At 61.1% G+C, this 24,760-nt stretch carries 17 protein-coding genes; 3 read left to right on the top strand and 14 right to left on the bottom strand.

Annotation, left to right across the window (positions count from 1 at the left end):
- Window positions 1–121: 121 nt before the first annotated feature.
- The 10 genes from DOCECA_RS08070 to DOCECA_RS08025 all read right to left on the bottom strand — a co-directional run bounded on the left by DOCECA_RS08070 (window position 122) and on the right by DOCECA_RS08025 (window position 14,277).
- The gene (locus DOCECA_RS08070; RefSeq protein ID WP_434611191.1) at window positions 122–3,217 is read right to left on the bottom strand and encodes an MdtB/MuxB family multidrug efflux RND transporter permease subunit; all 3,096 of its coding nucleotides are present in this window, start codon (window positions 3,215–3,217) and stop codon (window positions 122–124) included.
- Window positions 3,214–4,530, bottom strand: coding sequence for an MdtA/MuxA family multidrug efflux RND transporter periplasmic adaptor subunit (locus DOCECA_RS08065; RefSeq protein ID WP_420766777.1), 1,317 nt, complete (start codon window positions 4,528–4,530; stop codon window positions 3,214–3,216). Before DOCECA_RS08065 ends, DOCECA_RS08070 begins: the two co-directional genes overlap by 4 nt.
- A 190-nt stretch (window positions 4,531–4,720) precedes the next feature.
- Window positions 4,721–5,221, bottom strand: a complete 501-nt coding sequence (gene tpx / locus DOCECA_RS08060) for a thiol peroxidase (RefSeq protein ID WP_420766776.1) — start codon at window positions 5,219–5,221, stop codon at window positions 4,721–4,723.
- Between the two features lie 106 nt (window positions 5,222–5,327).
- A complete protein-coding gene (locus DOCECA_RS08055) occupies window positions 5,328–5,999 on the bottom strand; it encodes a DUF3313 domain-containing protein (RefSeq protein WP_434611188.1) in 672 nt (223 codons plus the stop codon).
- 199 nt (window positions 6,000–6,198) lie between these two features.
- Window positions 6,199–6,996, bottom strand: a complete 798-nt coding sequence (locus DOCECA_RS08050) for a transglutaminase family protein (RefSeq protein WP_420766774.1) — start codon at window positions 6,994–6,996, stop codon at window positions 6,199–6,201.
- Window positions 6,993–7,943, bottom strand: coding sequence for an alpha-E domain-containing protein (locus DOCECA_RS08045; RefSeq protein ID WP_420766773.1), 951 nt, complete (start codon window positions 7,941–7,943; stop codon window positions 6,993–6,995). The genes DOCECA_RS08050 and DOCECA_RS08045 overlap by 4 nt, the downstream gene beginning before the upstream one ends.
- A gap of 3 nt (window positions 7,944–7,946) precedes the next feature.
- Window positions 7,947–9,356, bottom strand: coding sequence for a circularly permuted type 2 ATP-grasp protein (locus DOCECA_RS08040; RefSeq protein ID WP_445571722.1), 1,410 nt, complete (start codon window positions 9,354–9,356; stop codon window positions 7,947–7,949).
- Between the two features lie 584 nt (window positions 9,357–9,940).
- The gene (locus DOCECA_RS08035; protein ID WP_445571721.1) at window positions 9,941–11,986 is read right to left on the bottom strand and encodes a TonB-dependent siderophore receptor; all 2,046 of its coding nucleotides are present in this window, start codon (window positions 11,984–11,986) and stop codon (window positions 9,941–9,943) included.
- A 243-nt stretch (window positions 11,987–12,229) separates the two neighbouring features.
- Window positions 12,230–13,999, bottom strand: coding sequence for a sodium:solute symporter family protein (locus DOCECA_RS08030; RefSeq protein ID WP_420766770.1), 1,770 nt, complete (start codon window positions 13,997–13,999; stop codon window positions 12,230–12,232).
- An 11-nt stretch (window positions 14,000–14,010) separates the two neighbouring features.
- Entirely contained in the window at window positions 14,011–14,277 is a 267-nt protein-coding gene (locus DOCECA_RS08025) for a DUF4212 domain-containing protein (protein WP_420766769.1), read from the bottom strand.
- 243 nt (window positions 14,278–14,520) lie between these two features.
- Here DOCECA_RS08025 and DOCECA_RS08020 point away from each other — a divergent pair, with 243 nt between their 5' ends.
- On the top strand, window positions 14,521–16,317 hold the full coding sequence (locus tag DOCECA_RS08020) for a methyl-accepting chemotaxis protein (RefSeq protein WP_420766768.1): 1,797 nt from the start codon (window positions 14,521–14,523) through the stop codon (window positions 16,315–16,317).
- 1,653 nt (window positions 16,318–17,970) lie between these two features.
- Here the strand turns inward: DOCECA_RS08020 and DOCECA_RS08015 are convergent.
- The gene (locus tag DOCECA_RS08015; RefSeq protein WP_072390895.1) at window positions 17,971–18,168 is read right to left on the bottom strand and encodes a YbdD/YjiX family protein; all 198 of its coding nucleotides are present in this window, start codon (window positions 18,166–18,168) and stop codon (window positions 17,971–17,973) included.
- 15 nt (window positions 18,169–18,183) lie between these two features.
- The gene (locus DOCECA_RS08010) at window positions 18,184–20,244 is read right to left on the bottom strand and encodes a carbon starvation CstA family protein (protein ID WP_045156376.1); all 2,061 of its coding nucleotides are present in this window, start codon (window positions 20,242–20,244) and stop codon (window positions 18,184–18,186) included.
- A 301-nt stretch (window positions 20,245–20,545) separates the two neighbouring features.
- On the opposite strand from DOCECA_RS08010, the gene DOCECA_RS08005 reads away from it, so the two are divergent.
- Together DOCECA_RS08005 and DOCECA_RS08000 are read left to right on the top strand one after the other, a co-directional pair.
- Window positions 20,546–21,907 carry a cache domain-containing protein gene (locus DOCECA_RS08005; RefSeq protein WP_445571720.1) on the top strand — a complete coding sequence of 454 codons (1,362 nt, stop codon included), beginning with the start codon at window positions 20,546–20,548 and terminating at the stop codon, window positions 21,905–21,907.
- A 31-nt stretch (window positions 21,908–21,938) separates the two neighbouring features.
- Entirely contained in the window at window positions 21,939–22,571 is a 633-nt protein-coding gene (locus DOCECA_RS08000; protein WP_434674937.1) for a response regulator, read from the top strand.
- On the opposite strand, the gene DOCECA_RS07995 is transcribed toward DOCECA_RS08000, so the two are convergent.
- Entirely contained in the window at window positions 22,558–23,430 is an 873-nt protein-coding gene (locus tag DOCECA_RS07995; RefSeq protein WP_445571719.1) for an SDR family oxidoreductase, read from the bottom strand. The genes DOCECA_RS08000 and DOCECA_RS07995 overlap by 14 nt on opposite strands.
- 58 nt (window positions 23,431–23,488) lie before the next feature.
- Window positions 23,489–24,718, bottom strand: a complete 1,230-nt coding sequence (locus tag DOCECA_RS07990) for an arabinose transporter (protein ID WP_445571718.1) — start codon at window positions 24,716–24,718, stop codon at window positions 23,489–23,491.
- Window positions 24,719–24,760 lie beyond the last annotated feature (42 nt).

Below are 24,760 nucleotides of genomic sequence, written 5' to 3'. Positions count from 1 at the left end.
CTTTCGTGGCGAGGGAGCTTGCTCCCGCTTGAGTGCGCAGCGCTCACAAAAGGGGCCGCTGCGCAGCCCAGCGGGAGCAAGCTCCCTCGCCACGAAAAGCCCTGGCACGGCACGAAAGCCGTCATACCCGCACCTCATCGGCCTCAGGCCTGACGAACCGCCGCCCCAGGCGATCGAAGTACAGGTAGATCACCGGCGTGGTGAACAGCGTGAGCACCTGGCTCACCAGCAAGCCGCCCACCATCACCAGGCCCAGGGGCTGGCGCAACTCGGCGCCGGAGCCGGTGGCGAGCATCAGCGGCACGGCGCCGAACAGCGCAGCGAGGGTGGTCATCAGGATCGGCCGGAAGCGCAGCAACGCAGCCTGGTAGATGGCGGTCTGCGGGTCCATGCCCTGGTTGCGCTCGGCGTCGAGGGCAAAGTCGATCATCATGATCGCGTTCTTCTTGACGATACCGATCAGCAAGATGATACCGATGATCGCGATCATGCCCAGGTCATTGCCGGTCAGCATCAATGCCAGCAACGCGCCGATGGCCGCCGAGGGCAAGGTGGAAAGAATCGTGATCGGGTGAATGTAGCTCTCGTAGAGCACGCCCAGCACGATGTACATGGTCACCACCGCCGCCAGGATCAACAACAAGGTGCTCGACAGCGACGCCTGGAACGCCTGCGCCGCGCCCTGGAATTCGGTCTGCACGCCGACCGGCATGCCGATGTCCTTCTGCACTTTCTCGATGATATCGACAGCGTGCCCAAGGGCCACGCCCGGTGCCAGGTTGAACGACATCATCACCGCCGGGAACTGGCCAATGTGAGCAATCGCCAACTGCGCCTGACGTTCTTCGACCCGGGCCAGGCTCGACAGGCGGACTTGCCCACCGTCGGTGGTCTTGACATGGATCTGCTCAAGGGCCTGCGGGCCGATCTTTTCCCCCGCCTGAGCCTGCAGCACCACGCGGTATTGGCTGGCCTGGGTATAGATGGTCGAAATCTGCCGCTGGCCGAAGGCGTCGTAAAGCGCATCGGTGATGTTCGACACCGACACGCCCAGTCTCGATGCGGCGTCGCGGTCGATCACCAGGTAGACCTGCAAGCCCTTGTCCTGCAAGTCACTGGCGACGTCGGTGAGTTCCGGCTGTTGCACCAGGGCTTCGACGAGCCGCCCGCTCCAGAGGCTGAGCAATTCGGCATCCGGCGACGACAGGCTGAACTGGTATTGGGTACGGCTGACCCGGTCTTCGATGGTCAGGTCCTGCACCGGTTGCATGAACAGCCGGATGCCCACCAGTCGGTCCAGTTGCGGTTGCAGGCGGGCGATGATCGCGCTGGCGCTGTCGTCCCGTTCACTGTGGGGCTTGAGGTTGATCAGCAGGCGGCCGCTGTTGAGCGTGGCGTTGTCACCGTCCACGCCTATGTAGGAAGACAGGCTTTGCACGGCGGGATCGGCGAGGATGACCTTGGCCAATTGCTGCTGGCGCTCGCTCATGGCAGCGAAGGAGATCGATTGCGGTGCCTCGGAAATGCCCTGGATCACGCCCGTATCCTGCACCGGGAAAAAGCCCTTGGGCACGGCCAGGTACAACACCACGGTCAACACCAGGCTACCCACCGCCACCAACAGCGTCAGCGGTTGGTGCTTGAGTACCCATTGCAACTTGCGCCCGTAGGCGGCGATCAACCAATCGATCCAGGCGCCGCTGGCGCGGTAGAAGCGGCCCTGCTCCTCTTCCTTGGGTTCACGCTTGAGCAGCCGCGCGCACATCATCGGCGTCAGGGTCAGGGACACCACCAGCGAGATCAGGATCGCCACCGCCAGGGTGATGGCGAACTCGCGGAACAGGCGACCGACCACGTCCGCCATGAACAGCAGCGGAATCAGCACCGCGATCAGCGACAGTGTCAGGGAAATCAAGGTGAAGCCGATCTGCCTCGCACCCTTGAGCGCCGCCTGCATCGGGCTGTCGCCCTCCTCGATGTAGCGGGCGATGTTCTCCAGCATGACGATGGCATCGTCCACCACAAAACCGGTGGCGATGGTGAGGGCCATCAGCGTCAGGTTGTTGATGGAGAAACCGGCCAGGTACATGACGCCGAACGTACCGATCAATGACAGCGGCACGGCCACCGACGGGATGATCGTGGCACTGACCCGGCGCAGGAACAGGAACGTCACCATGACCACCAGGGCAATGGCGATGAGCAATTCATGCTGAACGTCGGTGACCGAGGCGCGGATGGTCTGGGTGCGGTCCGTTAGCACGGCAACGTCCAGGCCGGCCGGCAGGTTGTCGGTGATGCTCGGCAACATCGCCTTGATCCGGTCCACCACCTCGATGACGTTGGCCCCTGGCTGGCGCTGGATATTGAGCAGCACGGCCTGGTTTTCGTTGGCCCAGGCGGCGAGGCGTTCGTTCTCGGCGCCATCGACGATCTCTGCGACGTCCTTGAGCCGCAGCGGCGCGCCGTTGGCGTAGGCCAGGATCAGTTCGGCGTAGTCCTCGGGCGAGGTCAACTGATCGTTGGCATCGAGCATCGAGACCCGGGTCGGACCGTCGAAGTTGCCCTTGGGCTGGTTGACGTTGGAAGCGCCGATCAAGGTGCGCACATCCGCCAGGTTCAAGCCCGCGGACGCCAGGGCTTGCGGATTGACTTTGATCCGCACGGCCTGGCGCTGGCCACCGGCGATGGTCACCATGCCAACGCCGCTGATCTGCGCAATCTTCTGCGCCATGCGCGTGTCCACCAGATCATTGAGCTTGGGCAGCAGCATGGTCTTGGAGGTAATCGCCAGGGTCAGCACCGGGGTGTCGGCCGGGTTGACCTTGTTGTACACCGGCGGCGCCGGCAGGTCGGTGGGCAAAAGGTTGGTAGCGGCGTTGATCGCGGCCTGCACCTGCTGCTCGGCGACATCCATGTTGATGTCCAGGTTGAAACGCAGGGTGATCACCGATGCGCCGCCGGAACTGGTGGACGCCATCTGCGTCAGGCCCGGCATCTGCCCGAACTGACGCTCCAGCGGCGCGGTCACGGCGCTGGTCATCACGTCAGGGCTGGCGCCCGGGTACAGCGTCATCACGCGGATGGTCGGGTAATCGACCTGGGGCAGTGCCGACACCGGCAGCAACCGATAGGCAATCAGGCCGGCCAGGACAATGGCCAGCATGCTCAGCGTGGTGGCGACCGGGCGAAGGATGAACAGCCGCGAGAGATTCATGCGCCGCCCTTTTTCGCCTTGTCGGCCATGGCCGGCTCAGTCGGGGCCGCGGCGGTCTTGCCCTGCAAATGCTCGGTCGGCGTGGTCGGCACCTCCTGGCTGTCGTTGACCACTTCCACTTCGCTGCCCTCTTTCAGGCGGTCGGTGCCTTCGAGCACCACCCTGTCGCCAGCGGCAAGCCCCTCGGTGACGACCGTCCTGTCGCCATCGCTGGCGCCGATCTTGAGCTTCTTGATGGTGACTTTCTTGTCGCCATCCAAGGCATAGACGAATGTGCCGTTGGTGCCGAACTGGATGGCGGCGGTCGGCGCAAGGACCACGCCTTTGAGCGTGTCGGCCAGCAGGCGCACGTTGACGAACTGGTTGGGAAACAGCGACTGGTCGCGGTTCTCGTAGCGAGCCTTGAATTTCAAGGTGCCGGTGGTGATGTCGATCTGGTTGTCCAGGCTTTGCAAGACGCCGCTGGCCTGCAGCTTCACATCACCACGATCCCAAGCCTCGACCGGCAGTTTCGCCCCGCCGCGGTAGCGGGCGAGCACGGTTTCGAGGTTGTTCTCAGGCAGCGTGAAGACAACGCTGATGGGTTGGGTCTGGGTGATGACGGCCAGGGCCGTGGTGTCATTGGCCGCTACCAGGTTGCCGATGTCCAGTTGACGCAACCCTACGCGCCCGCTGATCGGCGCGCGGATCTTGGTGAATTCCAGGTTGAGCTTGGCGTCGTTGACCGCCGCCTGGTTGGTCTTGACCGTGCCCTGGTATTGGCCCACCAGCGCAGCGGCGGTGTCGAGGGTCTGCTTGGCGATGCTGTCCTCGGCATACAAGCCGCGATAACGCTCGAGGTCGACCTGGGCGTTCTTCAATTGGGCCTGGTTCTGCAGCAACGTGCCTTCGGCCTGGAGCAAGGCGTTCTGGTACGGACGCGGGTCGATCTCGGCCAGCAGGTCCCCGGCCTTGACCATCTGCCCTTCCTCGAAGGCGATCTTTACCAATTCGCCGCCCACGCGGCTGCGAACATTGATGGTATTGAGCGCGGTAACCGTGCCCAGGGCCTTGTAATACAGCGGAAAATCCCCGGTCACCGCCGGCGCCACCCGAACCGGGATCGGCCCCGTCGCACCGCCAAAGCCTGGCCGCATGCCGCCCGAACGCCCCATATGCCCGGCCGCGCCTTTCTGCCCTGCTTCGTTGTTCGAGCCGGTGCCGGCAGGCCAGAATTTCCAAGCCAGCAACGCAACGGCCAAGAGGATGAGCAGGCCGAACAGCCAGCGACGAGATTTACGGGAAACAGAGGATTGCATTGAATGGTCAACCATTGGGCGCGTGGGCTTCTTCTACAGGAGGCTGAACGATAAGCACTGGCGGGTATTTAGCAAAGCGCCTTTACCGGCAATTTACCTTGGGCTTACCTTTCTCATACTCGGCTAAGGCCTTGAAACACAAATGAAAACGGCCTGGTCAGGCCAGGCCGTTAACAATTGTAATAAATACTTTGTTTCGGAACAGTTATTTCAGGGCTGCGAGCGCCGCCTCGTAGTTCGGCTCTTCAGCGATTTCCTTGACCAGCTCGCTGTGCAGCACGGTGTCGTTTTCGTCCAGCACCACCACGGCGCGGGCAGTCAGGCCTTTGAGCGGGCCGTCCGCGATGGCGACGCCGTAGTTCTCGATGAACTCGGCACCGCGCAGCGTGGACAGGTTCTGTACGTTTTCCAGGCCTTCGGCGCCACAGAAGCGGGCCTGGGCGAACGGCAGGTCGGCGGAAATGCACAGCACCACGGTGTTATCCAGGTCGTTGGCCTGGGCGTTGAACTTGCGCACGGAAGTGGCGCAGGTCGGGGTGTCGACGCTTGGGAAAATGTTCAGCACTTTGCGCTTGCCCGCGAAGTCTTGCAGGGACACGTCCGACAGATTGCCGGCAACCAGGGAAAAGGCTGGCGCCTTGGAACCGGCTTGTGGCAATTGGCCGTTGACTTGGACTGGGTTGCCTTTGAGGGTGACTTGAGCCATGAACGGATTCCTTCTGACAGGTTTGAAAACAGTGAGGCCGGAGTTAACCATGAAATGGAGCTCCGACCTATGCCTGCACACAAAAAGTCACGAGTGGCGGGGCCCGCTATTTAGCCTTGAGCTGCAAATACGACTGATGCAGATCTGAGGCCCAGCCGTCGATCACCCCTTTGACATCATCGGGCTTCATGACCTGAGACTCGTTCGACAACGGCTTACCCGTGCCCTTGCGCACCACCTGTGCGACCACCGCATTATTGCCACCGTCCAGAAACACCGCTTCGGTGCCCAGCGTGGTTTCCTGATCGCGAATGCCGCTGGCCGTACTGACCGCGGCGGCCACCAAGGCAATCGGAATCACTTCATAAGGTTTGAGCCCCTCGGTCTTGCTGCTGACCGCGGTGATGGCCGCCCGTACTACCAACACACCCGGCCCGGGACTGGTCGCCAGAGGCAACGACCTGCCCGCCTCCCGCTTGAGCGCCTGGTCGTAGTAGCTGGTAATGCCGGCCAACGTGCCGGCGGGAATCTTCACGGTCGGTTGCGGCTTGGGATAGAGCTGCGTCGGCTCGATATACACACTGGAGTATTTAGCCAGATCGATCTGCGGATCGACCCAACGCATCACTTCGGCCCCCGAAGGCGACTTTTCTTCCTTGAGGCGGCTGTAGTCTCCCAGGAAGCCGGAGTATTCGTCCGGCTGGGTGACTTTGCTCGAGCAGCCCATCAGCGCGAGCGAAGCGATGCAGACAGTGCCGATCATGGACGCGAGTTTCATGCTGTTACTCCTGTAGGCCACACCTGAGGAGGGGCGGAACTACAGGTATAGCCAATGCGCAGGGTTTTGCCTGTTCAGTAGCCGTATAGAGGTTGGATATGCCTGCCTCATCGCGAGCAAGCTCGCTCCCCCAGGGTTAACTCGAACCTTTGGGGAAACGAGCCTGCTCGCGAAGAGGCCTTAGGCTTCAATGGTCAAATTACTGATGCTGCACCTGAACCATCGAGCTTACCTGCACCCGCGCGTGCATCTGCTCCGCCCCGCCACCACGGCGCATGCCGCGAACCGGACAGGCGTCAAGGTAATCCAGGCCAATCGCCAACTTCAAATGGCGGTCGGGACGAAGCAAGCGATTGGTCACGTCAAAGCTGTACCAGCCGTCATCCAGCCAAGCCTCGGCCCAGGCGTGGCTTGCCAGATGGCTCTCGTCCTCGGTACACAGATAGCCGGACACATAACGCGCCGGCACGCCGAGGCTGCGGGCGCAGGCCACGAACGCATGGGCATGGTCCTGACAGACCCCGGCGCCACCGGCGAACGCCTCTGCCGCCGTACTGCTGACGGCAGTAGTGCCGGGGCTGTAGGGCATGCGATCGGCAAGGCCATTCATCAAGTCGGCCAACGCAGCACGGTCACGGCGTGCGCCGCATTGCGCCACGGCGAAAGCGCTGAGGGTGTCGTCGGCCAGGGTGAGGCGGCTGGTGCGCAGGAACGGCAGCGGTGATTGGGTATCGGGCTCCATTTCCACTGTCTGGTCGATCTGCACTTCACCATAAGCGGTCAGGATCAGGGCGCCGTGAGGCTCGTCCATGGTCATGACGTGCAGGATATTGCCGTACGGGTCGAGCTGGCTGCGCACCAGGCGCGGCAATTCAAGATGCCATTGCAGGATGGTCTGGCGTCGGGTGTCCTTGGGCGTCAGGCGCAGGAACTGGATGCTCGTGCAGACCTCGTCGGCATAGCTATAGGTCGTGTCGTGGCGGATGGACAGTTTCATACGACCTCCAGATAGGCGTCATGGATGGTCTGGCCCAAGTGGCGGATCTGGCCAATCAGCTCGGTCAACCATTGGTGCAGGCCCGACGCGAGGATCTCGTCGATCCCCGAATAACGCAGCCGCGCATTCAGCTCGGCGGCCAGCCGCTGCGCCGGCCGACCGTTATTGCCCGGCAGGCTGGCGAGAATATGGTCCAGTTCTTCAATGCAGGCGTGCAGCGAGCGTGGCACGTCGGCCCGCAGCAGCAACATCTCAGACACCTGCTCGGCATTCGGCGCGTTACGGTAGATCTCGTTGAACGCCTCGAATGAAGACAACGCCCGCAGCAACGCACTCCACTGGTAGTAACCGCGCGCCGAGTTGTCGCTGACCTCTTCCGATTCTTCGCCGAACATCTCGTAGCGCGCATCCAGCAGCCGCAAGGTGTTGTCGGCGCGTTCGATGAATGTCCCCAGGCGAATGAAACAGTAGGCATCGTTGCGCATGATCGTGCCCGACGTCGCGCCACGGAACAGGTGCGAACGCTCCTTCACCCATTCGCAGAAATGGCTGATGCCATAACGGCCCAGGCCGTTGCTGGCGATGCTGCGCATCTCCAGCCAGGTGGCGTTGATGTTCTCCCACATGTCCGCGGTGATGCGTCCGCGCACGGCATGGGCGTTGGTCCGCGCCGCCCGCAGGCAACTGTAGATGCTGCCGGGGTTGGTTTCGTCCAACGCAAAGAAATGCAGCATGCGCTCGGTGTTGAGGGTGTCATAACGGGCGTTGTAGTCATCCAGCGTACCGGCCGCCAGCAACGACATCGCCAGCTCGGCCTGACCATCGCCGCGTCCGGCCTGGGGCATCAGCGACAGCGAATAACTGACTTCGAGCATGCGTGCCAGGTTCTCGGCGCGCTCCAGGTAGCGGGACATCCAGTAGAGGTCCGATGCGGTTCTTGAAAGCATGTCTTAGTCCTCCACGACCCAAGTGTCTTTGGTACCGCCGCCCTGGGACGAGTTCACCACCAGCGAGCCCTCGCGCAGCGCCACGCGGGTCAAGCCGCCGGGCACCAGACGGGTTTCCTTGCCGGACAGCACGAAGGGGCGCAAGTCGATGTGGCGTGGCGCGATGCCGCTTTCGACGAACGTCGGACAGGTGGAAAGGCTCAAGGTCGGCTGGGCGATATAGGCCTCGGGCCGGGCCTTGAGGCGGGCCCGAAAATCTTCGATCTCCGCTGCGGTGGCAGCTGGCCCGACCAACATGCCGTAGCCGCCGGAACCCTGGGTTTCCTTGACGACCAAGTCGGGCAAGTTCGCCAGTACGTGGGACAGGTCCTGGGGCTTGCGACACTGCCAGGTCGGCACGTTCTTCAGGATCGGTTCTTCGGTCAGGTAGAAACGGATCATGTCGTCGACGTAGGGATAGATCGACTTGTCATCCGCCACGCCCGTGCCGACGGCGTTTGCCAGCACCACATTGCCTGCACGGTAGACCGCGATCAGCCCCGGCACGCCGAGCATGGAATCAGGGTTGAAGGACAGCGGATCGAGGTAGGCATCGTCCAGGCGACGGTAGATTACATCCACCTGCTGGGGCCCGGCCGTGGTGCGCATATAGACATGGTCGTCACGCACGAACAGGTCCGCACCTTCCACCAGCTCCACTCCCATTTCCCGGGCCAGGAACGCGTGCTCGAAATAGGCGCTGTTGAAACGCCCCGGCGTCAGGACCACGGTGGTCGGGTTGTCCAACGGGCTTGAGCTTTTGAGCGTGTCGAGCAACAGGTTCGGGTAATGATCGATGGGCGCTACGCGCTGGGCGGCGAAGAGTTCGGGGAACAGGCGCATCATCATCTTGCGGTCTTCGAGCATGTAGCTCACGCCACTTGGCGTGCGCAGGTTGTCCTCCAGCACGTAATAGCTGCCATCGCCATCGCGGACCAGGTCGACGCCTGCGATGTGGGCATAGATGCCTCGGTGCAGGTCCAGGCCCTGCATCGCAATTTGATAACCCTCGTTGGCGAGCACCTGCTCGGCGGGGATGATGCCTTCCTTGAGAATGCACTGGCCATGGTAGATGTCGGCCAGGAACATGTTCAGGGCCTGGACCCGCTGGATGCAGCCGCGTTCGACGATTTGCCATTCGCTGGCCTTGATGCTGCGCGGAATGATATCGAACGGGATCAAGCGCTCGGTGCCCTGCTCGTCCCCATAAAGCGTGAAGGTGATGCCCGCCCGATGAAACAGCAGGTCGGCTTCACGGCGGCGTTGTTCCAGCAGTTCCAGCGGCGTGTCCGCCAGCCAGCGCGAGAATGCTTGGTAGTGCGGGCGGCAGTCACCCTTCGCGTCGTACATTTCATTGAAAAAAGCGTGGGGCATAGCCAACTCCCAGCCGTGTCGTACACGGCATTTCTTATTACGTCGTCATTCCACCAAGTACGGCCTTGCCTCGTTTATGAGCCCTGGTTCTTTGAATACCTCGTCAGGCATGGGTCTCTGATCAGGCCTTTGCGTCTGGATGACGTGCGCCCCTTTTTTATATTTGCGTATCGAAACTCCTTTCTGCTGGGTCTCGTGGAGCCGTAGCAAGGGCTGTGCCTAAGTGCGGCGGATTGAAGCAATGCTGGAAAAACCGGCGCAAAGCGGTGAAAAAGCGAAATTTATTTTTGATTTCGCGACGAAAAGAGATTCGAGCCCTGAAACGCTGACTCCAGTTTCAAGCGCCGGCACAGCAAACGGGTCGAATCGGTGCAGACAGACCGGGAAGTCGAGGCCGAACGCCCCGAAAAGGGGAAATTATTACTCACCGCTAAAGCGCTGCGCTTGGCTCAACCATAGCTCACGGGCGAAGACTTCGCTGAAAGAGCGCTTCGTTGGAAGCGAGCTTGCGCGAAGACGGCCTGAAGCCAGAAACAAAAATGCCCGGACATGGCTGTCCGGGCATTTTTGTTGGCGCGCTGCGATCAGAACGTAACGCTGGCGCTCAACCTGGCGGTACGCGGCTCGCCGACGGCGACCTGAAGTTCACTGCCGGTGGATGACGGGTAGTATTGCTTGTCGAACAGGTTATCGACGTTCAACTGCAACGACGTCTTGTGCCCGAACACCGGCGACTCCCAGCGCAGGAAAGCGTCGGCGACGGTGTAGCTGCTGAGCCAGAAATCGTTGGCGTTGTTGGCGGCGCGCTCGCCGACATAACGCGCACCGGCACCGGCGTGCCAGGCACCGAATTCGGCCGGGACGTTCAGGTGGTGGCTCAGGTACAGGCTGGCGGTGTGCTTGGGGGCGTCGGCCAGACGATGGCCTTCATCGTCCGGATCATCAAGGATCTCCGTGTGGGTATAGGCGTAGGTGCCGATCAAGTCCCAACGTTCGGCGAGGCGACCAGTGATATCGAGTTCGAGGCCTTGAGAGCCGACTTTGCCAGCGGCTTCTGCCAACGTTACGCCGTTGATCGTAGAGGACGTCACGACGTTTTTCTTCACGATATCGAACAGGGCGAGGTTGATATTCAGGCCCGGCAGCGGATCGTATTTCGCGCCGACTTCGTAGCTGCGGCCCTCCTCCGGCTTGAAGGTATGACTACCCTCGTCCACCACGTCGTTAGGCTTGAACGAGCGACTGTAGTTGCCATATAGCGACAGTTCTTCCGTGGCTTTGTAGACCAGGCCGAGGAATGGGACGAAGGCGTCTCCATTATCGTCGCGAACTGGCTTGGCAGGGACGAGTCCCTGCGTCGTGTATTGATCGTAATGCTGATAACGACCGCCAAATACAAGGATCCAGCGGTCGTCCAGGTGCCAGTTGTCCTTCAGATACACCGAACTGGAGGTCAGCTTGTTGCTCAGGTTGCTCTGCGCAGCATTCACACGACTTGGCTCATCCAGGCCACCGTACACCGGAGTCGTAGGGTCGAAACCTGCTTGGTTAGCGCCACGGTAAGTCTTGCCCCGAAACTGGTCTGAAACCTGGTTGTCGACCCCGACCAACAGATCATGACGCTGGCCGAACAATTCTTGATTGCCAATGAAGTCCCAACTGGCGTAGCGGGTTTCATCGTCATAATGGGCACCGTTGGCGGCGCGCTGAAGGACACCATTCGACAGGCGCGGCTGGGCAATCGAAAGGCTGTAACGGTCATTGTTCCAGCCGTAGGTCACCCGCGTCTTCCACGCGTCACTCAATTCATACTCGAACCGCGCAGTGGCCGTCTCACGGATGCCAACGCTTTTGGCCCAAGGTTCATCCAGGCGCTTGTCATAGTCGATGTCAGCCGGATGCCCATTGGTGAACATCGTCCCCCGGTCAAACGGGTTGGAATATTCGTTGTACTCATAACTCAAATTCAACGAAGCCCGCTCGCCGGTCCAGGCCAACGACGGCGCCACCAGCGTGCTCTCGTTAACCCCGTAGTTGCGCCAGTAATCCTCATGGCCGCGCTCGGCGATCAGGCGATAGGCCAATCCGGTATCGCCCAGCGGTCCGGTGGTGTCCAGGGCCATGGTGCCGCCGCCTTCGCTGTAGGCGGAACCGCTGAGCGTGGTGCTCTGGGTGTATTGCGGCTTCTTGCTGATGACGTTGATCAGGCCGCCAGGTTCCAGCGCGCCGTACAACATCGAGGCCGGCCCCTTGAGTACTTCGACCCGCTCGGTGGTGGCGCTGAAGTTATGGCCCAGGTTGGAACGCACGCCGTCGCGCAGGATCGAGCCGTCGTCGTTGGTGCCGAAGCCGCGCTTGACCAATGAGTCCCGCGAGCCGCCAAGGGTGTTGCCCTGGCTGACGCCGCTGACGAACTTCATCGCGTCCTCCAGCGAGCGCACCTGGTAGTCCGCCAGCGTCTGCTGAGTGACTACGTTGATCGATTGCGCCTCTTCCTTGATCGGTACATCGCTCTTGCTCGCCGTGCTGGCTTGCGTCGCCGTGTAGCCCTCGTCCTGAATGATCCGACTGCCTTGCACATCCGTAGTGGGCAGTTCGAGGGTGTCCTGTGCCCTCAAGGGACTGGCCATGAAACAACAGGACAGCGCAGGTAAAACACATTTGACGAGGGCGTTGCGGTAGGCGAAAGGGGTGAAACGATTCAAGACGCGCACTCACAGAGGGTTGGAAATGAGAGCGAATATACTTTGAGAATGATTCCCAGTAAATCTTTCCAACATTTCCACGCTTGACTCTGAATGCATTAAAGGGCGCCGGAGGATGACTCCGGCGCCCTTTATCGGTCCCCTTTCCGTTTTGGGGCTCGTTGAAGGTCAGTGATCGATGGCGGCGCCGGCGCCCCTCGGTACGCGGATATCCTCCACCAAGTGCTGGATGTGCTCCGGTGGCGGCGCGGTGAAGCGTGACACCACCAGGGCCGCCAGGAAGTTGAATACCATGCCCAATGTGCCGATGCCTTCAGGGGACACACCAAGCCACCAATGTTCAGCCGTGTTCATCGTCGGGTTGATGAATTTGAAATAGACGATGTAGGTGAACGTGAAGGTCAGCCCGACGATCATCCCGGCAATCGCGCCTTCGCGGTTCATGCGCTTGGAGAAGATCCCCATGACGATGACCGGGAAGAACGAAGACGCTGCCAACCCGAAGGCGAACGCCACCACCTGGGCGACGAATGCGGGTGGGTAGATGCCGAACAATCCGGCGATCAATACCGCCACACCGGCCGCGATACGCGCCGCGAGCAACTCCTGCTTTTCGTTGATCCTGGGCATGATGTTGCTTTTGAGCAGGTCATGGGAGATCGAGGTGGAGATCACCAGCAACAGCCCCGCTGCCGTCGATAGCGCCGCCGCCAGCCCACCGGCAGCGATCAAGGCAATTACCCAACCGGGCAGCCCGGCGATTTCAGGGTTGGCCAACACCATGATGTCGTTGTCGACATACAGCTCGTTGGGCACCGGCGAAAGCTGGTTCTTGAGCAACCGCTGCTCATGCGCCCCACGTTCGCCGGTAAAGCTCGGCGCCCCGACCAGCGCCGCCCCAGGGCTGTACTGGATGATGCCGTCGTTGTTCTTGTCCGCCCAGGCAATCAGTCCGGAATTCTCCCAGGCCTTGAACCAGTCCGGCGCGGTGGCATAACTGACGTTAGGGATGGAGGTCAGCAGGTTGGTACGAGCGAACGCTGCCACCGCCGGTGCGGTGGTGTAGAGAATGGCGATGAACAGCAACGCGTAGCCGGCAGACTTGCGTGCGTCCCGGACGGTGGGAGTGGTGAAGAACCGCACGATCACATGGGGCAGGCCCGCGGTCCCTACCATCAGCGCCATGGTGATGAAAAACACGTCCATGGTCGACTTGGTGCCATTGGTATAGGCAGAGAAGCCCAACTCGGCGCCCAGGCCATTGAGCCGTTCGATCACACTCTGCCCCGAGCCGGCGGCTTCGCTGATGAAGCCCAGCTGCGGGATCGGATTGCCGGTGATCATCATCGAGATGAAGATGGCCGGCACCATGTAGGCGAAGATCATCACGCAGTACTGCGCCACCTGGGTGTAGGTGATGCCTTTCATGCCGCCCAGCACCGAATAGAAGAACACGATGGCCATGCCGATCATGACGCCGGTGTTGATGTCCACTTCCAGGTAGCGGGAAAACACGATGCCTACGCCGCGCATCTGCCCCGCCACGTAGGTAAAGGAAATGAAGATCACGCAGATTACCGCCACCACCCGCGCCGTCTGCGAGTAATAACGCGCCCCAACGAACTCGGGCACGGTGAACTTGCCGAATTTGCGCAGGTACGGCGCCAGGCACATCGCCAGGAGGACGTAGCCGCCGGTCCAGCCCATCAGGTAGACGGAACCGTCGTACCCCGCGAAGGCGATGATCCCCGCCATGGAAATGAACGACGCCGCCGACATCCAGTCCGCACCGGTCGCCATGCCGTTGAGCACGGGGTGCACGCCCTTGCTGGCGACGTAGTACTCACTGGTGGAGCCGGCCCGCGTCCAGATCGCGATCGCGATGTACAACGCAAAGGTGGCGCCTACGACCAGGTAGATCAGGGTTTTTGTGTCCATGTGCGCCGCCCTCAGTCTTCGTGAACGTCATATTTGCGATCAAGCTGATTCATCTTCCAGACATAGAAGAAGATCTCGAGCACAAAGACGTAGATGGACCCCTGCTGGGCAAACCAGAACCCCAGGGGCGTGCCGAAGAAACTGATGGTATTGAGTGAGTCGACCAGCAAGATGCCGAAACCGAACGACACCACGAACCAGATGACCAGCAACACCAGCATCCAGCGTAGATTTTCCGTCCAGTAGGCACGCGCAGCCTGTTGTTTTTCAGTGGACATCGAAGCGCCCTCTTGTTTTGTTGTTATTGTTTTGCACTTCAAACCGTAGCAGTCGCCGGGCAAGGCGCTAGTACGACTTTCGTCTAATTCGTAACAACAGTTATTGACATCCCTTTCGCACCGAAAAGACAGGGCCAGGCCGCGTCAGAATCCCAGGGTGATATCAAATCGCCCCAACCCCCTAAAGCTTTGCCGTTCTCGGTCGAATGTATGCCATCGAATCTATTTTTCCCTGGAGCTGTGATGCAGACGTTAAAGGCCTTGTATGAGTCTATCGAAATGCAATTTTTCGATACCCTCACCAAAAAGCTTTCAAGCCTTTTCCTCTTGGTCGCGGTCAGTGCCTTGCTTTATTGGGTGGCCCTCAGCGCCCGCGCCGATATCGTCCTGCAGTTGCGCACTGCCCAGCTTGACGCCGCGCTGCTGGGACAGATTCAAGACCGCCTCGACAGCCTCACCCATGCGCTGCTCTTCGGCGCGCTTTTGACGCTGGCCATGGTCAGTTTCATGGTCTGGTACTTCCGCCACCTCATCGTGCGCCCCGTTACCGCCATGACCAAAGCCCTGGAAGAGATCGCCAACGGCGAGGGCGACTTGTCCAAGGACCTGCCGCTGGTGACCCACGACGAGATCCGCACGCTGGCCGCCACCTGCAACCGTTTCCTGGCCAAGCAGCGCGAGATCATTAGCAACGTCCAGGCATTGACCGTCCATATCGCCGTCGAATCGGCCCGCTCGCTGAAGAACATCAGTGATTCCAGCGACAGCGCGACGCACCAGGCGCGCTTCGCCAAGGAAGTGATGGAGCAGAGCAATACCGCCGTGGGCCGTATCGAAGAGGTGTCGCGCCAGACCCAGGGCATATCCGGGACCACCGCGCAGAACCTGAGCATGGCCCGGGACTCCTACGCCGAGTTGCTGGAAGTGACCGGCAACATCAGCGAGATTTCCAGCAGCCTCGGCGAGTTCGCCGGGCTGGTGGACGCCCTCAACCAGCGCTCTTCGAGCATCAAGTCGATCGTCGGCCTGATCCAGCAGATTTCCGCCCAGACCAACCTGTTGGCCCTCAACGCCGCCATCGAAGCCGCGCGTGCCGGGGAAAGTGGCCGTGGCTTTGCGGTGGTCGCCGATGAAGTGCGCACCTTGGCGCAGAACGTCAGCCGCGCCACCGACGATATCTCCCGTAACATCGACGCCATGTTGCAGGAAGTCAGCTCGACCCACGAACAGACCACCCAGATCAGCCACAGCGCCCGGGAAACCCAGAAAGTGGTGGAGCGTGCTTCTGGCCATTTCGAGAGCATGATCGTCGACTTCGAATCCACCAACGGCAAGTTGGCCGACATCGCTGACCATATCCAGCAATTCGCCGATACCAACACTGGCATCAACGAACGCGTTACCCAGATCCACGCCGACAGCCAGTCGATCGACCAACGCATGCAGCAATCGGCGACCGCCACCCGCGACCTGTCTGGCGTGGCGGAGAAAGTCCAGACGCTACTGGGCCGCTTCGTGCTTGGCCACGGCAAGCTGGACGCCGCCATCACCCGTGCCAGCGAATGCCGCGACACGCTGCAGGTTCATTTGCAGGCGTTGCAGGATGAAGGTGTCAACCTGTTCGACCAGAATTACCAATTGATTCCCGGCACCGATCCCAAGCAATACATGACCAGTTATACCGAACGCTTTGCCCGGGTCTGCCAGGAAGAATGCGACAAGCTCACCCGCAGCACGCCGGGCGGCAAGGTCTCGTTCATTGTCGATACGAAGGGGTATTGCCCGGTCAATAACAGCTGGGTCTCCAAGCAACCCACCGGCGACCGCGCGGTTGACCTGCCGGTGTGCCGCAACAAGCGGATCTTCAACGACCCGATCGGCCTGCGCGCTGCGGGCAACGTCCAGCGCTTCCTGCTCCAGACCTACCTGCGCGACACCGGGGAAATCATGACCGAGATCGACGTGCCGTTCTTCTTCGGCGGCCGTCACTGGGGCAACTTGCGGGTGGGGTTTGATGCGGCGGTGTTGTTGGCGGACTAAGCGTTTCGACCAGCCGTGTGGGAGCGGTGATGTACGCAAATCTCGAGACCAGCCCAAAACAACTGTGGGAGCGAGCCTGCTCGCGATGGCGTCGGGTCAGTCAATTCATCACCAACTGACACTCCGCTATCGCGAGCAAGCTCGCTCCCACAAGGGAACCGGTGGTGTACAAAAATCCCGAGACCAGCCCAAAACAATTGTGGGAGCGAGCCTGCTCGCGATGGCGTCGGGTCAGTCAATTCATCACCAACTGACACTCCGCTATCGCGAGCAAGCTCGCTCCCACAAGGGAACCGGTGGTGTACAAAAATCCCGAGACCAGCCCAAAACAATTGTGGGAGCGAGCCTGCTCGCGATGGCGTCAGGTCAATCAAATCCTCGTCAACTGACACTCCGCTATCGCGAGCAGGCTCGCTCCCACAAGCGAACCGGTGGTGTATAAAAATCCTGAGACCACCCCAAAACAACTGTGGGAGCGAGCCTGCTCGCGATGGCGTCAGGTCAGTCAAATCCTCGTCAACTGACACTCCGCTATCGCGAGCAGGCTCGCTCCCACAAGGGAACCGGTGCTGTACAAAAATCCTGAGGCCAGCCCAAAACAACTGTGGGAGCGAGCCTGCTCGCGATAGCGTCGGGTTAGTCAATTCATCACCAACTGACACTCCGCTATCGCGAGCAGGCTCGCTCCCACAAGGGAACCGGTGGTGTACAAAAATCCCGAGACCAGCCCAAAACAATTGTGGGAGCGAGCTTGCTCGCGATGGCGTCAGGTCAGTCAATTCATCACCAACTGACACTCCGCTATCGCGAGCAGGCTCGCTCCCACAAGGGAACCGGTGGTGTACAAAAATCCTGAGACCAGCCCGAAACAACTGTGGGAGCGAGCCTGCTCGCGATGGCGTCGGGTCAGTCAATTCATCACCAACTGACCCACCGCTATCGCGAGCAAGCTCGCTCCCACAAGGGAACCGGTGGTGTACAAAAATCCCGAGACCAGCCCAAAACAACTGTGGGAGCGAGCCTGCTCGCGACGGCGTCGGGTCAGTCAATTCATCACCAACTGACACTCCGCTATCGCGAGTAAGCTCGCTCCCACAAGGGAACCGGTGGTGTACAAAAATCCCGAGACCAGCCCAAAACAACTGTGGGAGCGAGCTTGCTCGCGATGGCGTCAAGTCAGTCAATTCATCACCAACTGACATTCCGCCATCGCGAGCAAGCTCGCTCCCACAAGGGAACCGGTGGTGTACAAAAATCCTGAGACCAGCCCGAAACAACTGTGGGAGCGAGCTTGCTCGCGATGGCGTCTGGTCAGTCAATTCATCACCAACTGACACTCCGCTATCGCAAGCAGGCTCGCTCCCACGAGGGAACCGGTGCTGTACAAAAATTCTGAGACCACCCCAAAACAACTGTGGGAGCGAGCTTGCTCGCGATGGCGTCAGGTCAGTCAAATCCTCGTCAACTGACACTCCGCTATCGCGAGCAAGCTCGCTCCCACAAGGGAACCGGTGCTGTACAAAAATCCTGAGACCAGCCCAAAACAACTGTGGGAGCGAGCCTGCTCGCGATGGCGTCGGGTCAGTCAATTCATCATTAACTGACCCACCGCCATCGCGAGCAGGCTCGCTCCCACAAGGGATGGGCCTCAGTTCAACAGCACTTGGGCCCGGCCTTGCCGCCGTAACGGGCCTCTTGGCGCTCTCGGAAGAACGCCTCGTAGTCCATCAGCGGCTTGTCCGGGTGCTTGGTTTGCATGTGCTCGACGTAGTTGTCGTAGTCGGGCATGCCGACCATCAGGCGGGCGGCCTGACCGAGGTATTTACCGAGGCGACTCAAGTCATTGAACATCGTTGCAATCCTCTATCAAGCGTCCGGCAGGGCCTGGAATGGCGCTTCTTTGTCCGTGCGCTCTTTCGTGCCCCAGGCGGCGATGCCGACCTTGAGCGCGTAGAACAGGATGCTGAAGACCACGAACAGGAACAATACCGTCAGCGTTGCGTTGGTGTAGGCATTGAACACCACGTGCTGCATCTGCTCGATGCTCTTGGCCGGGGCCAGGATCTGGCCGGCGGCCAGGGCATCGTTGTATTTGCGCGCCAGGGCCAGGAAGCCGATCGCCGGGTTGGCGTCGAACAGCTTGATCAGGCCCGCGGTGGTGGTGCAGATCAGCAGCCAGCTCGCCGGCAGCAGCGTGACCCAGACGTAGCGCTGGCGCTTCATCTTGATCAGCACCACGGTGGCGAGCATCAGGGCGATACCGGCCAGCATCTGGTTGGAGATGCCGAACAGCGGCCACAAGGTGTTGATGCCGCCCAGCGGATCGATCACGCCCTGGTACAGCAAGTAACCCCACAGCGCGACGCAGCCGGCGGTGGCGATCAGGTTGGCGGTCCAGGATTCGGTTCGCTTGAGGGCCGGCACGAACGAGCCGAGCAGATCCTGCAGCATGAACCGCCCGGCACGGGTGCCGGCGTCCACCGCGGTGAGGATGAACAGCGCTTCGAACAGGATCGCGAAGTGGTACCAGAAGGCCATGGTGTTCTCACCCGGCAGCACCGAGTGCAGGATCTGCGCGATACCGACCGCCAGGGTCGGCGCACCGCCGGCACGGGCCAGGATGGTGGTCTCACCGATGTCCTTGGCCACCGCTTGCAGCGCGTCGGGGGTGATTGCAAAGCCCCAACTGCTGACGGTCTGGGCCACGGCCACCACGTCAGTGCCGACGATCGCCGCCGGGCTGTTCATGGCGAAGTACACGCCCGGCTCGATCACCGAGGCGGCAACCATCGCCATGATGGCCACGAAGGATTCCATCAGCATGCCGCCGTAACCGATGTAGCGGGCGTTGGTTTCGTTATCCAGCAGCTTGGGCGTGGTGCCCGAGGAGATCAGCGCATGGAAACCCGAGACCGCGCCGCAGGCGATGGTGATGAACAGGAACGGGAACAAGCCGCCCTTCCACACCGGCCCGGTGCCGTCGGTGAACTGAGTCAGCGCGGGCATTTTCAGCTCGGGCATGGTGACCAGGATGCCGATCGCCAGGGCGACGATGGTGCCGATCTTGAGGAAGGTCGACAGGTAGTCCCGTGGCGCCAGGATCAGCCACACCGGCAGGACCGCCGCGACAAAACCGTAGCCGATCAGCATCCAGGTGATCTGGATTCCGGTGAAGGTGAAGGCCTTGGCCCAGACCGGATCGGCGGCGATCTGCCCGCCCAGCCAGATCGAACCCAACAGCAACAGCACGCCGATGATCGAGATCTCGCCGATGCGGCCCGGGCGGATGTAGCGCATGTAGATGCCCATGAACATTGCGATCGGGATGGTCGCCATCACCGTGAAGATGCCCCACGGGCTCTCGGCCAGGGCCTTGACCACGATCAGCGCCAGCACCGCGAGGATGATGATCATGATCAGGAAGCAGCCGAACAGCGCGATGGTGCCGGGAATACGGCCCATTTCCTCGCGCACCATGTCGCCCAGGGAGCGACCGTTGCGGCGGGTGGACAGGAACAGGACCATGAAGTCCTGCACCGCACCGGCCAGCACCACGCCGGCGATCAGCCAGAGCGTGCCGGGCAGGTAGCCCATCTGCGCGGCCAGCACCGGCCCGACCAGCGGCCCCGCGCCGGCAATGGCCGCGAAGTGGTGGCCGAACAGGATGTGCTTGTTGGTCGGGACGTAGTCCAGGCCATCGTTGTTGAGCACGGCAGGCGTGGCCCGGCGCGCATCGAGTTGCATCACGTTGTTGGCGATGAAGAGGCTGTAGTAGCGATAGGCGACCAGGTAAATGGCCACGGCTGCGACGACGATCCAGAGGGCGTTGATCGGCTCTCCGCGGCGCAAGGCCACGACACTCAGCGCACAAGCTCCCAGAACAGCCACGGCAAACCAGGCGAGGTGTTTAACCAGACGGGTTGTCATTGCGTGTCTCCTGCCGATATCCAATGGATTGCGGCGATTGTTTTTATAGTGTGCCCCGGCTATTCGGAGCCGGCCCAATATCCCTGCATGCCGTCAATAAATAAATCCGTAGTACTACGTAGAACCTCGATTCCCTTGTGGGAGCGAGCCTGCTCGCGAAAGCGGCGTGTCCGTTAATGATGATTTGACTGCCCCATCGCCTTCGCGAGCAGGCTCGCTCCCACAGGTCTTATGCCGCGCGCACAGGTTTGGCATATGATGCCGCCATTCGCCTCCCCGCCGCGCCCGGACTGGAGTAAAGATGCTGCTCAAACACAAAATCGTTGCTCTCGGGATCCTGCCGCTGGTCCTGGCGATTGCTGTCATCGGTGCCTTGGTCATCTCGCTCAACCGCCAGTTGGGTGATCAACAGGCGCAACTGATCGAAGACAGCATCCTGGCGAGCAAGCGCGCCGAATTGAAGAACTATGTCGAGATGGCGCAGAGCCTGATCGCGCCGCTGTATGACAACGGCCAGGGCGACGCGCGGGCACAGCAGCAGGTACTGGAAGAGCTGCGCAAGCTCAGCTTCGGTATCAACGGATATTTCTTCGTGTACGACCGCCAGGGTCGCAGCCTGATGCACGCCCGGCAGTCGGAACTGGTCGGGCAATACCTTTGGGACATGAAAGATCCCCAGGGCCTGCCCGTCATCCAGGCGTTGCTCAAGAGCGCCGAATCGGGTGAAGGCTTCCAGCGTTATGCCTGGAACAAGCCGTCCTCCGGCCAGGTGACCGACAAACTGGCCTATGTCGTGATGCTCGATCGCTGGGGCTGGATGCTCGGCACCGGGATTTACCTGGAGGACGTGGAGCGTGCCACCCAACAGGCCCGCGCCGAAGTGGCCCAAGGCATCCACACCACCATGCAGGCGATCGCCGCCATTGCTCTGATCGCGGTGCTGCTGGTGTTCGCCGGCGGCATTACCCTCAACGTCAGCGAGCATCGCCTGGCCGACAAGAAACTGCAGCGCTTGAACCAGCGCATTGTCAGCTTGCAAGAGGAAGAGCGCTCCCGGGTATCCCGTGAATTGCATGACGGCATCAGCCAACTGTTGGTGTCGATCAAGTTCCAGTTCGAGCTGGCCAGCCACGTCATCGAGAACGGCCAGGAAAATGGAGTGGGCATCTTGAGAAACGCCACGGACCGACTGGGTGAAGCCATCGGTGAAATCCGTAGCATCTCCCACGACCTGCGCTCGTCTTTGCTCGACACCCTGGGCCTGCCTGCCGCCATCGGCCAGCTTGCGGCCGAATTCGAGCAACGCAGCGGCCTGGAAGTGTCCTACCGAAGCAACGAATTCGACTGTCGCCTGGAAAACGGCGCACCGGTCTCGCTGTTTCGCATCGCCCAGGAAGCGCTGACCAACATCGAGCGTCACGCCGGGGCGAAGCGTGTGGCCATCACCCTGTTCGGCTCCGGCCAGTCCTTGCGCCTGACCGTTGTGGATGACGGGATGGGCTTCAACGTTCCACAGGTCGAGCGCGGCCATACGGGCATCGGCTTGCGTAATATCCGCGAACGGGTCGAGCATTTTGGCGGGCGGCTGGACATGACATCGGTGCCAGGACGAAGCGAACTGGATATCCTCTTGCCCATGACCATGCCCACCACGGAAAGCTGATGCGCCTTGAATTCAACAAGAGCCCTTGTCGATGACCCTGTCTCCAGCCATACGCGTCGCCCTGGTCGACGATCATTCCCTGGTCCGGGACGGCATCCGCGCCCTGCTGTCCGTCATGCCCCGGCTGGATGTGGTTGGCGAAGCGGAGAATGGTGTACAGGCCATCGAAATGGTCGAACGCTGCCAGCCGGATCTCCTGTTGATGGACATCGGCCTCAAGGACATGAACGGCCTTGAGCTGACCCGACTGCTGGGCAGGCAGCACCCAGGCTTGAAGATCCTGATCCTGAGCATGTATGACAATCATGAGTACGTCAGCGAATCGGTGCGCGCCGGCGCCAGCGGCTATGTCCTGAAGAACTCGCCGTCGAAGGAAATCATCGCCGCCATCGAGGCCATCATCAACGGCGGCACCTTCTACAGCGCCGAGATCGCCCAGCGCCTCGCCACCGACCCGCACACCGACAGCGAGCTGACGCCGCGCGAGACCCAGGTGCTGAAGAAAATGGTCCAGGGCTTCAACAACAAGGAAATGGCCCGCGAGCTGGACATCAGCGTCCGCACCGTCGAAACCCACCGCCTGAGCATTCGCCGAAAGCTCAACATCGACAAGCCCGCGGCCCTGGTGAAATACGCGATCGACCACGGGATCATTCCGCGCTGATGTAGTAACCAGGATGTTCAATATCATCCAACAACCCCGGCCCGCTCGGCACCCAACCCAACAAACCGCGGGTGTACTCACTGGACACCGCCATGTTCGCGCCCGCCATGTGAGCGAACCAGCCAAAATGCTCGCGCTCTCGGGACTCGACCGGCACTCCCAGGCCACGTCCTATCGCCTGGGCAATGTCCTTGAAGGGTACAGCTTCGTCGGTGACGGCGTGGTAGACGGACTGGGTCACGCCCTGCTCAAGCGCCAATCGATAGACCCGTGCCGCATCCAGTCGATGCACGCCCGACCAGCAATGGTTACCGTCGCCGAGATAAGCCGATACGCCCTGCTCACGGGCCAGACGAATCAGGATCGGTACGAATCCATAGTCGCCGACGCCATGGACCGATGGCGCCAACCGAACCGTCGCCACGCGCACACCACGCTCGGTCAGATCCCGAGCCGTGGCTTCGGACTTGCGAGGCGAGGCCGGGCTGACCACTTCCAGCTCACTGGCGCCCCGGGTCAATCCGAACAAGCCCGAGGTCACCAATAGAGGTCGCTCGGAGCCTTGCAACGCGCCGCCCAGTGCCATAATCGCACGACGGTCTTGCTCGGCATTTTCGGCAAATCGTGAAAAATCATGATTAAAAGCGGTGTGAATAACCGCATCCGCCGCCGACGCTGCATGATGCAGGACATCCAGATCATCCAACGTCCCTTGAATTACTCTCGCGCCGGTGGCGGCGAGCGCGGCAATCTTTTCTTCGCAACGGGCCAGGCCGGTGACTTGATGCCCGGAGCCGAGCAAATCCTGCACCACGGCCGACCCAACCCAGCCCGTGGCACCGGTAACGAATACGTGCATGAGCAACGCTCCTGTCTGGAAAAGCGAGATAGAAAGTCTTCTATAACCTGAACAAGGCTCAGGATTTGTATTGAACTTGTATTTCCCGACTTCGGAGCAACATCAAGGCCACCCCGAACGACAACGCAACCGCAACAGCACCGCCCAGGTAAACCGCCTCGATGCCCCAACCACTGGCCAGCACACCAGCCAACGGGCTGGTCATGCCCAGGGAAATATCCAGGAAGGCAACATAGGCGCCCATGGCGAGGCCACGTGACTGCGGCGGAGCACGCCGCACTGCTTCCACGCCAAAACCGGGAAATGCCAGGGAATAACCGAAGCCGGTAAACGCGGCGCCGAGATAGGCGATGAATGCCGTATCGGCGCCCCAGATGAGCAGCAGCCCAACGGCCTCGATCACGACGCAGACCAATGCGACACGCGCGCCACCGATCTTGTCCGGAAGATGCCCGAACAACAGCCGCGCGCCGATGAAGGCCAGACCGAACGCCGTGAACGCGAGCGAAGCGTTGCCCCAATCCCTGGCCGCGAATAACAAGGCAATGAACGCTGTCACGACACCAAAGCCGACGCTGCAAAACGCCAGGCCCATGCCGGGAACCCATACCGCGCCGAACATCTTGTAGAACGGTGTACGCCGGGTCGCCGTAGGGGCTACGCCGCGGACGCCGGCGACAACCGCCAAGGCAAACAGTGCAATAAACGCCGACGCCACAACGATGCCCATGAATCCCCAACCCGAATCGAGCGCCACGCCAAGCGGGGCGCCCAGGGCGAACGCGCCATACATGGCAATGCCATTCCAGGCCATGACCTTGCCGGCATGCTGCCCCCCTACAAGACCGATGCCCCACCCCAACGCCCCGGTGACGATCAGGCTTTCACCGATCGCCAGCAGCACGCGACCGCCTACTAACAGCCAGACCGACAACACCGGCGTAGCGACGAACGCCAGGGACAGCAGATAGACCAAAGCGGAAACCGCCGCCGTCACCAGCCCGACCATGACCGCGCGCTTGCCGCCGCGCAGGTCGGCGAAATTGCCGGCCCAGGATCGCGACAGCAGCGCCGCGGCGAACTGTGCACCCACTACCAGGCCAATCACCAACGTGCCCATCCCCAGCGTGTCGTGCAAATGAAGCGGCAAAACTGGCAGTTGCATGCCGATGGTGAGAAAACCGATGAACACGGTCAACGTGAGCGGCAACAACTTGAATACCGGATTGGTTTCGACGGCTGCCGGGGGCGCCGCAGAGGCACCCGGATGAATATTTTCTTGAGTCATAACCCTACCCATGGAAAGGGACGCGAAGTGAAGTGGAATGCC

The sequence above is a fragment of the Pseudomonas sp. E102 genome (genome assembly GCF_052660185.1).
This window is presented reverse-complemented; position numbering and strand designations above follow the sequence as displayed.

Bases quoted from the DNA above. Each gene is read 5' to 3' on its own strand.
- DOCECA_RS08045 (WP_420766773.1), bottom strand. From the start codon at position 7,943: ATGCTTTCAAGAACCGCATCGGACCTCTACTGGATGTCCCGCTACCTG.
- DOCECA_RS08065 (WP_420766777.1), bottom strand. From the start codon at position 4,530: ATGGTTGACCATTCAATGCAATCCTCTGTTTCCCGTAAATCTCGTCGC.
- DOCECA_RS08015 (WP_072390895.1), bottom strand. From the start codon at position 18,168: ATGTTCAATGACTTGAGTCGCCTCGGTAAATACCTCGGTCAGGCCGCC.
- DOCECA_RS08070 (WP_434611191.1), bottom strand. From the start codon at position 3,217: ATGAATCTCTCGCGGCTGTTCATCCTTCGCCCGGTCGCCACCACGCTG.
- DOCECA_RS07995 (WP_445571719.1), bottom strand. From the start codon at position 23,430: ATGCACGTATTCGTTACCGGTGCCACGGGCTGGGTTGGGTCGGCCGTG.
- DOCECA_RS08010 (WP_045156376.1), bottom strand. From the start codon at position 20,244: ATGACAACCCGTCTGGTTAAACACCTCGCCTGGTTTGCCGTGGCTGTT.
- DOCECA_RS08000 (WP_434674937.1), top strand. From the start codon at position 21,939: ATGACCCTGTCTCCAGCCATACGCGTCGCCCTGGTCGACGATCATTCC.
- DOCECA_RS08020 (WP_420766768.1), top strand. From the start codon at position 14,521: ATGCAGACGTTAAAGGCCTTGTATGAGTCTATCGAAATGCAATTTTTC.
- DOCECA_RS08055 (WP_434611188.1), bottom strand. From the start codon at position 5,999: ATGAAACTCGCGTCCATGATCGGCACTGTCTGCATCGCTTCGCTCGCG.
- DOCECA_RS07990 (WP_445571718.1), bottom strand. From the start codon at position 24,718: ATGACTCAAGAAAATATTCATCCGGGTGCCTCTGCGGCGCCCCCGGCA.
- DOCECA_RS08025 (WP_420766769.1), bottom strand. From the start codon at position 14,277: ATGTCCACTGAAAAACAACAGGCTGCGCGTGCCTACTGGACGGAAAAT.
- DOCECA_RS08040 (WP_445571722.1), bottom strand. From the start codon at position 9,356: ATGCCCCACGCTTTTTTCAATGAAATGTACGACGCGAAGGGTGACTGC.
- tpx (WP_420766776.1), bottom strand. From the start codon at position 5,221: ATGGCTCAAGTCACCCTCAAAGGCAACCCAGTCCAAGTCAACGGCCAA.
- DOCECA_RS08005 (WP_445571720.1), top strand. From the start codon at position 20,546: ATGCTGCTCAAACACAAAATCGTTGCTCTCGGGATCCTGCCGCTGGTC.
- DOCECA_RS08035 (WP_445571721.1), bottom strand. From the start codon at position 11,986: ATGGCCAGTCCCTTGAGGGCACAGGACACCCTCGAACTGCCCACTACG.
- DOCECA_RS08050 (WP_420766774.1), bottom strand. From the start codon at position 6,996: ATGAAACTGTCCATCCGCCACGACACGACCTATAGCTATGCCGACGAG.
- DOCECA_RS08030 (WP_420766770.1), bottom strand. From the start codon at position 13,999: ATGGACACAAAAACCCTGATCTACCTGGTCGTAGGCGCCACCTTTGCG.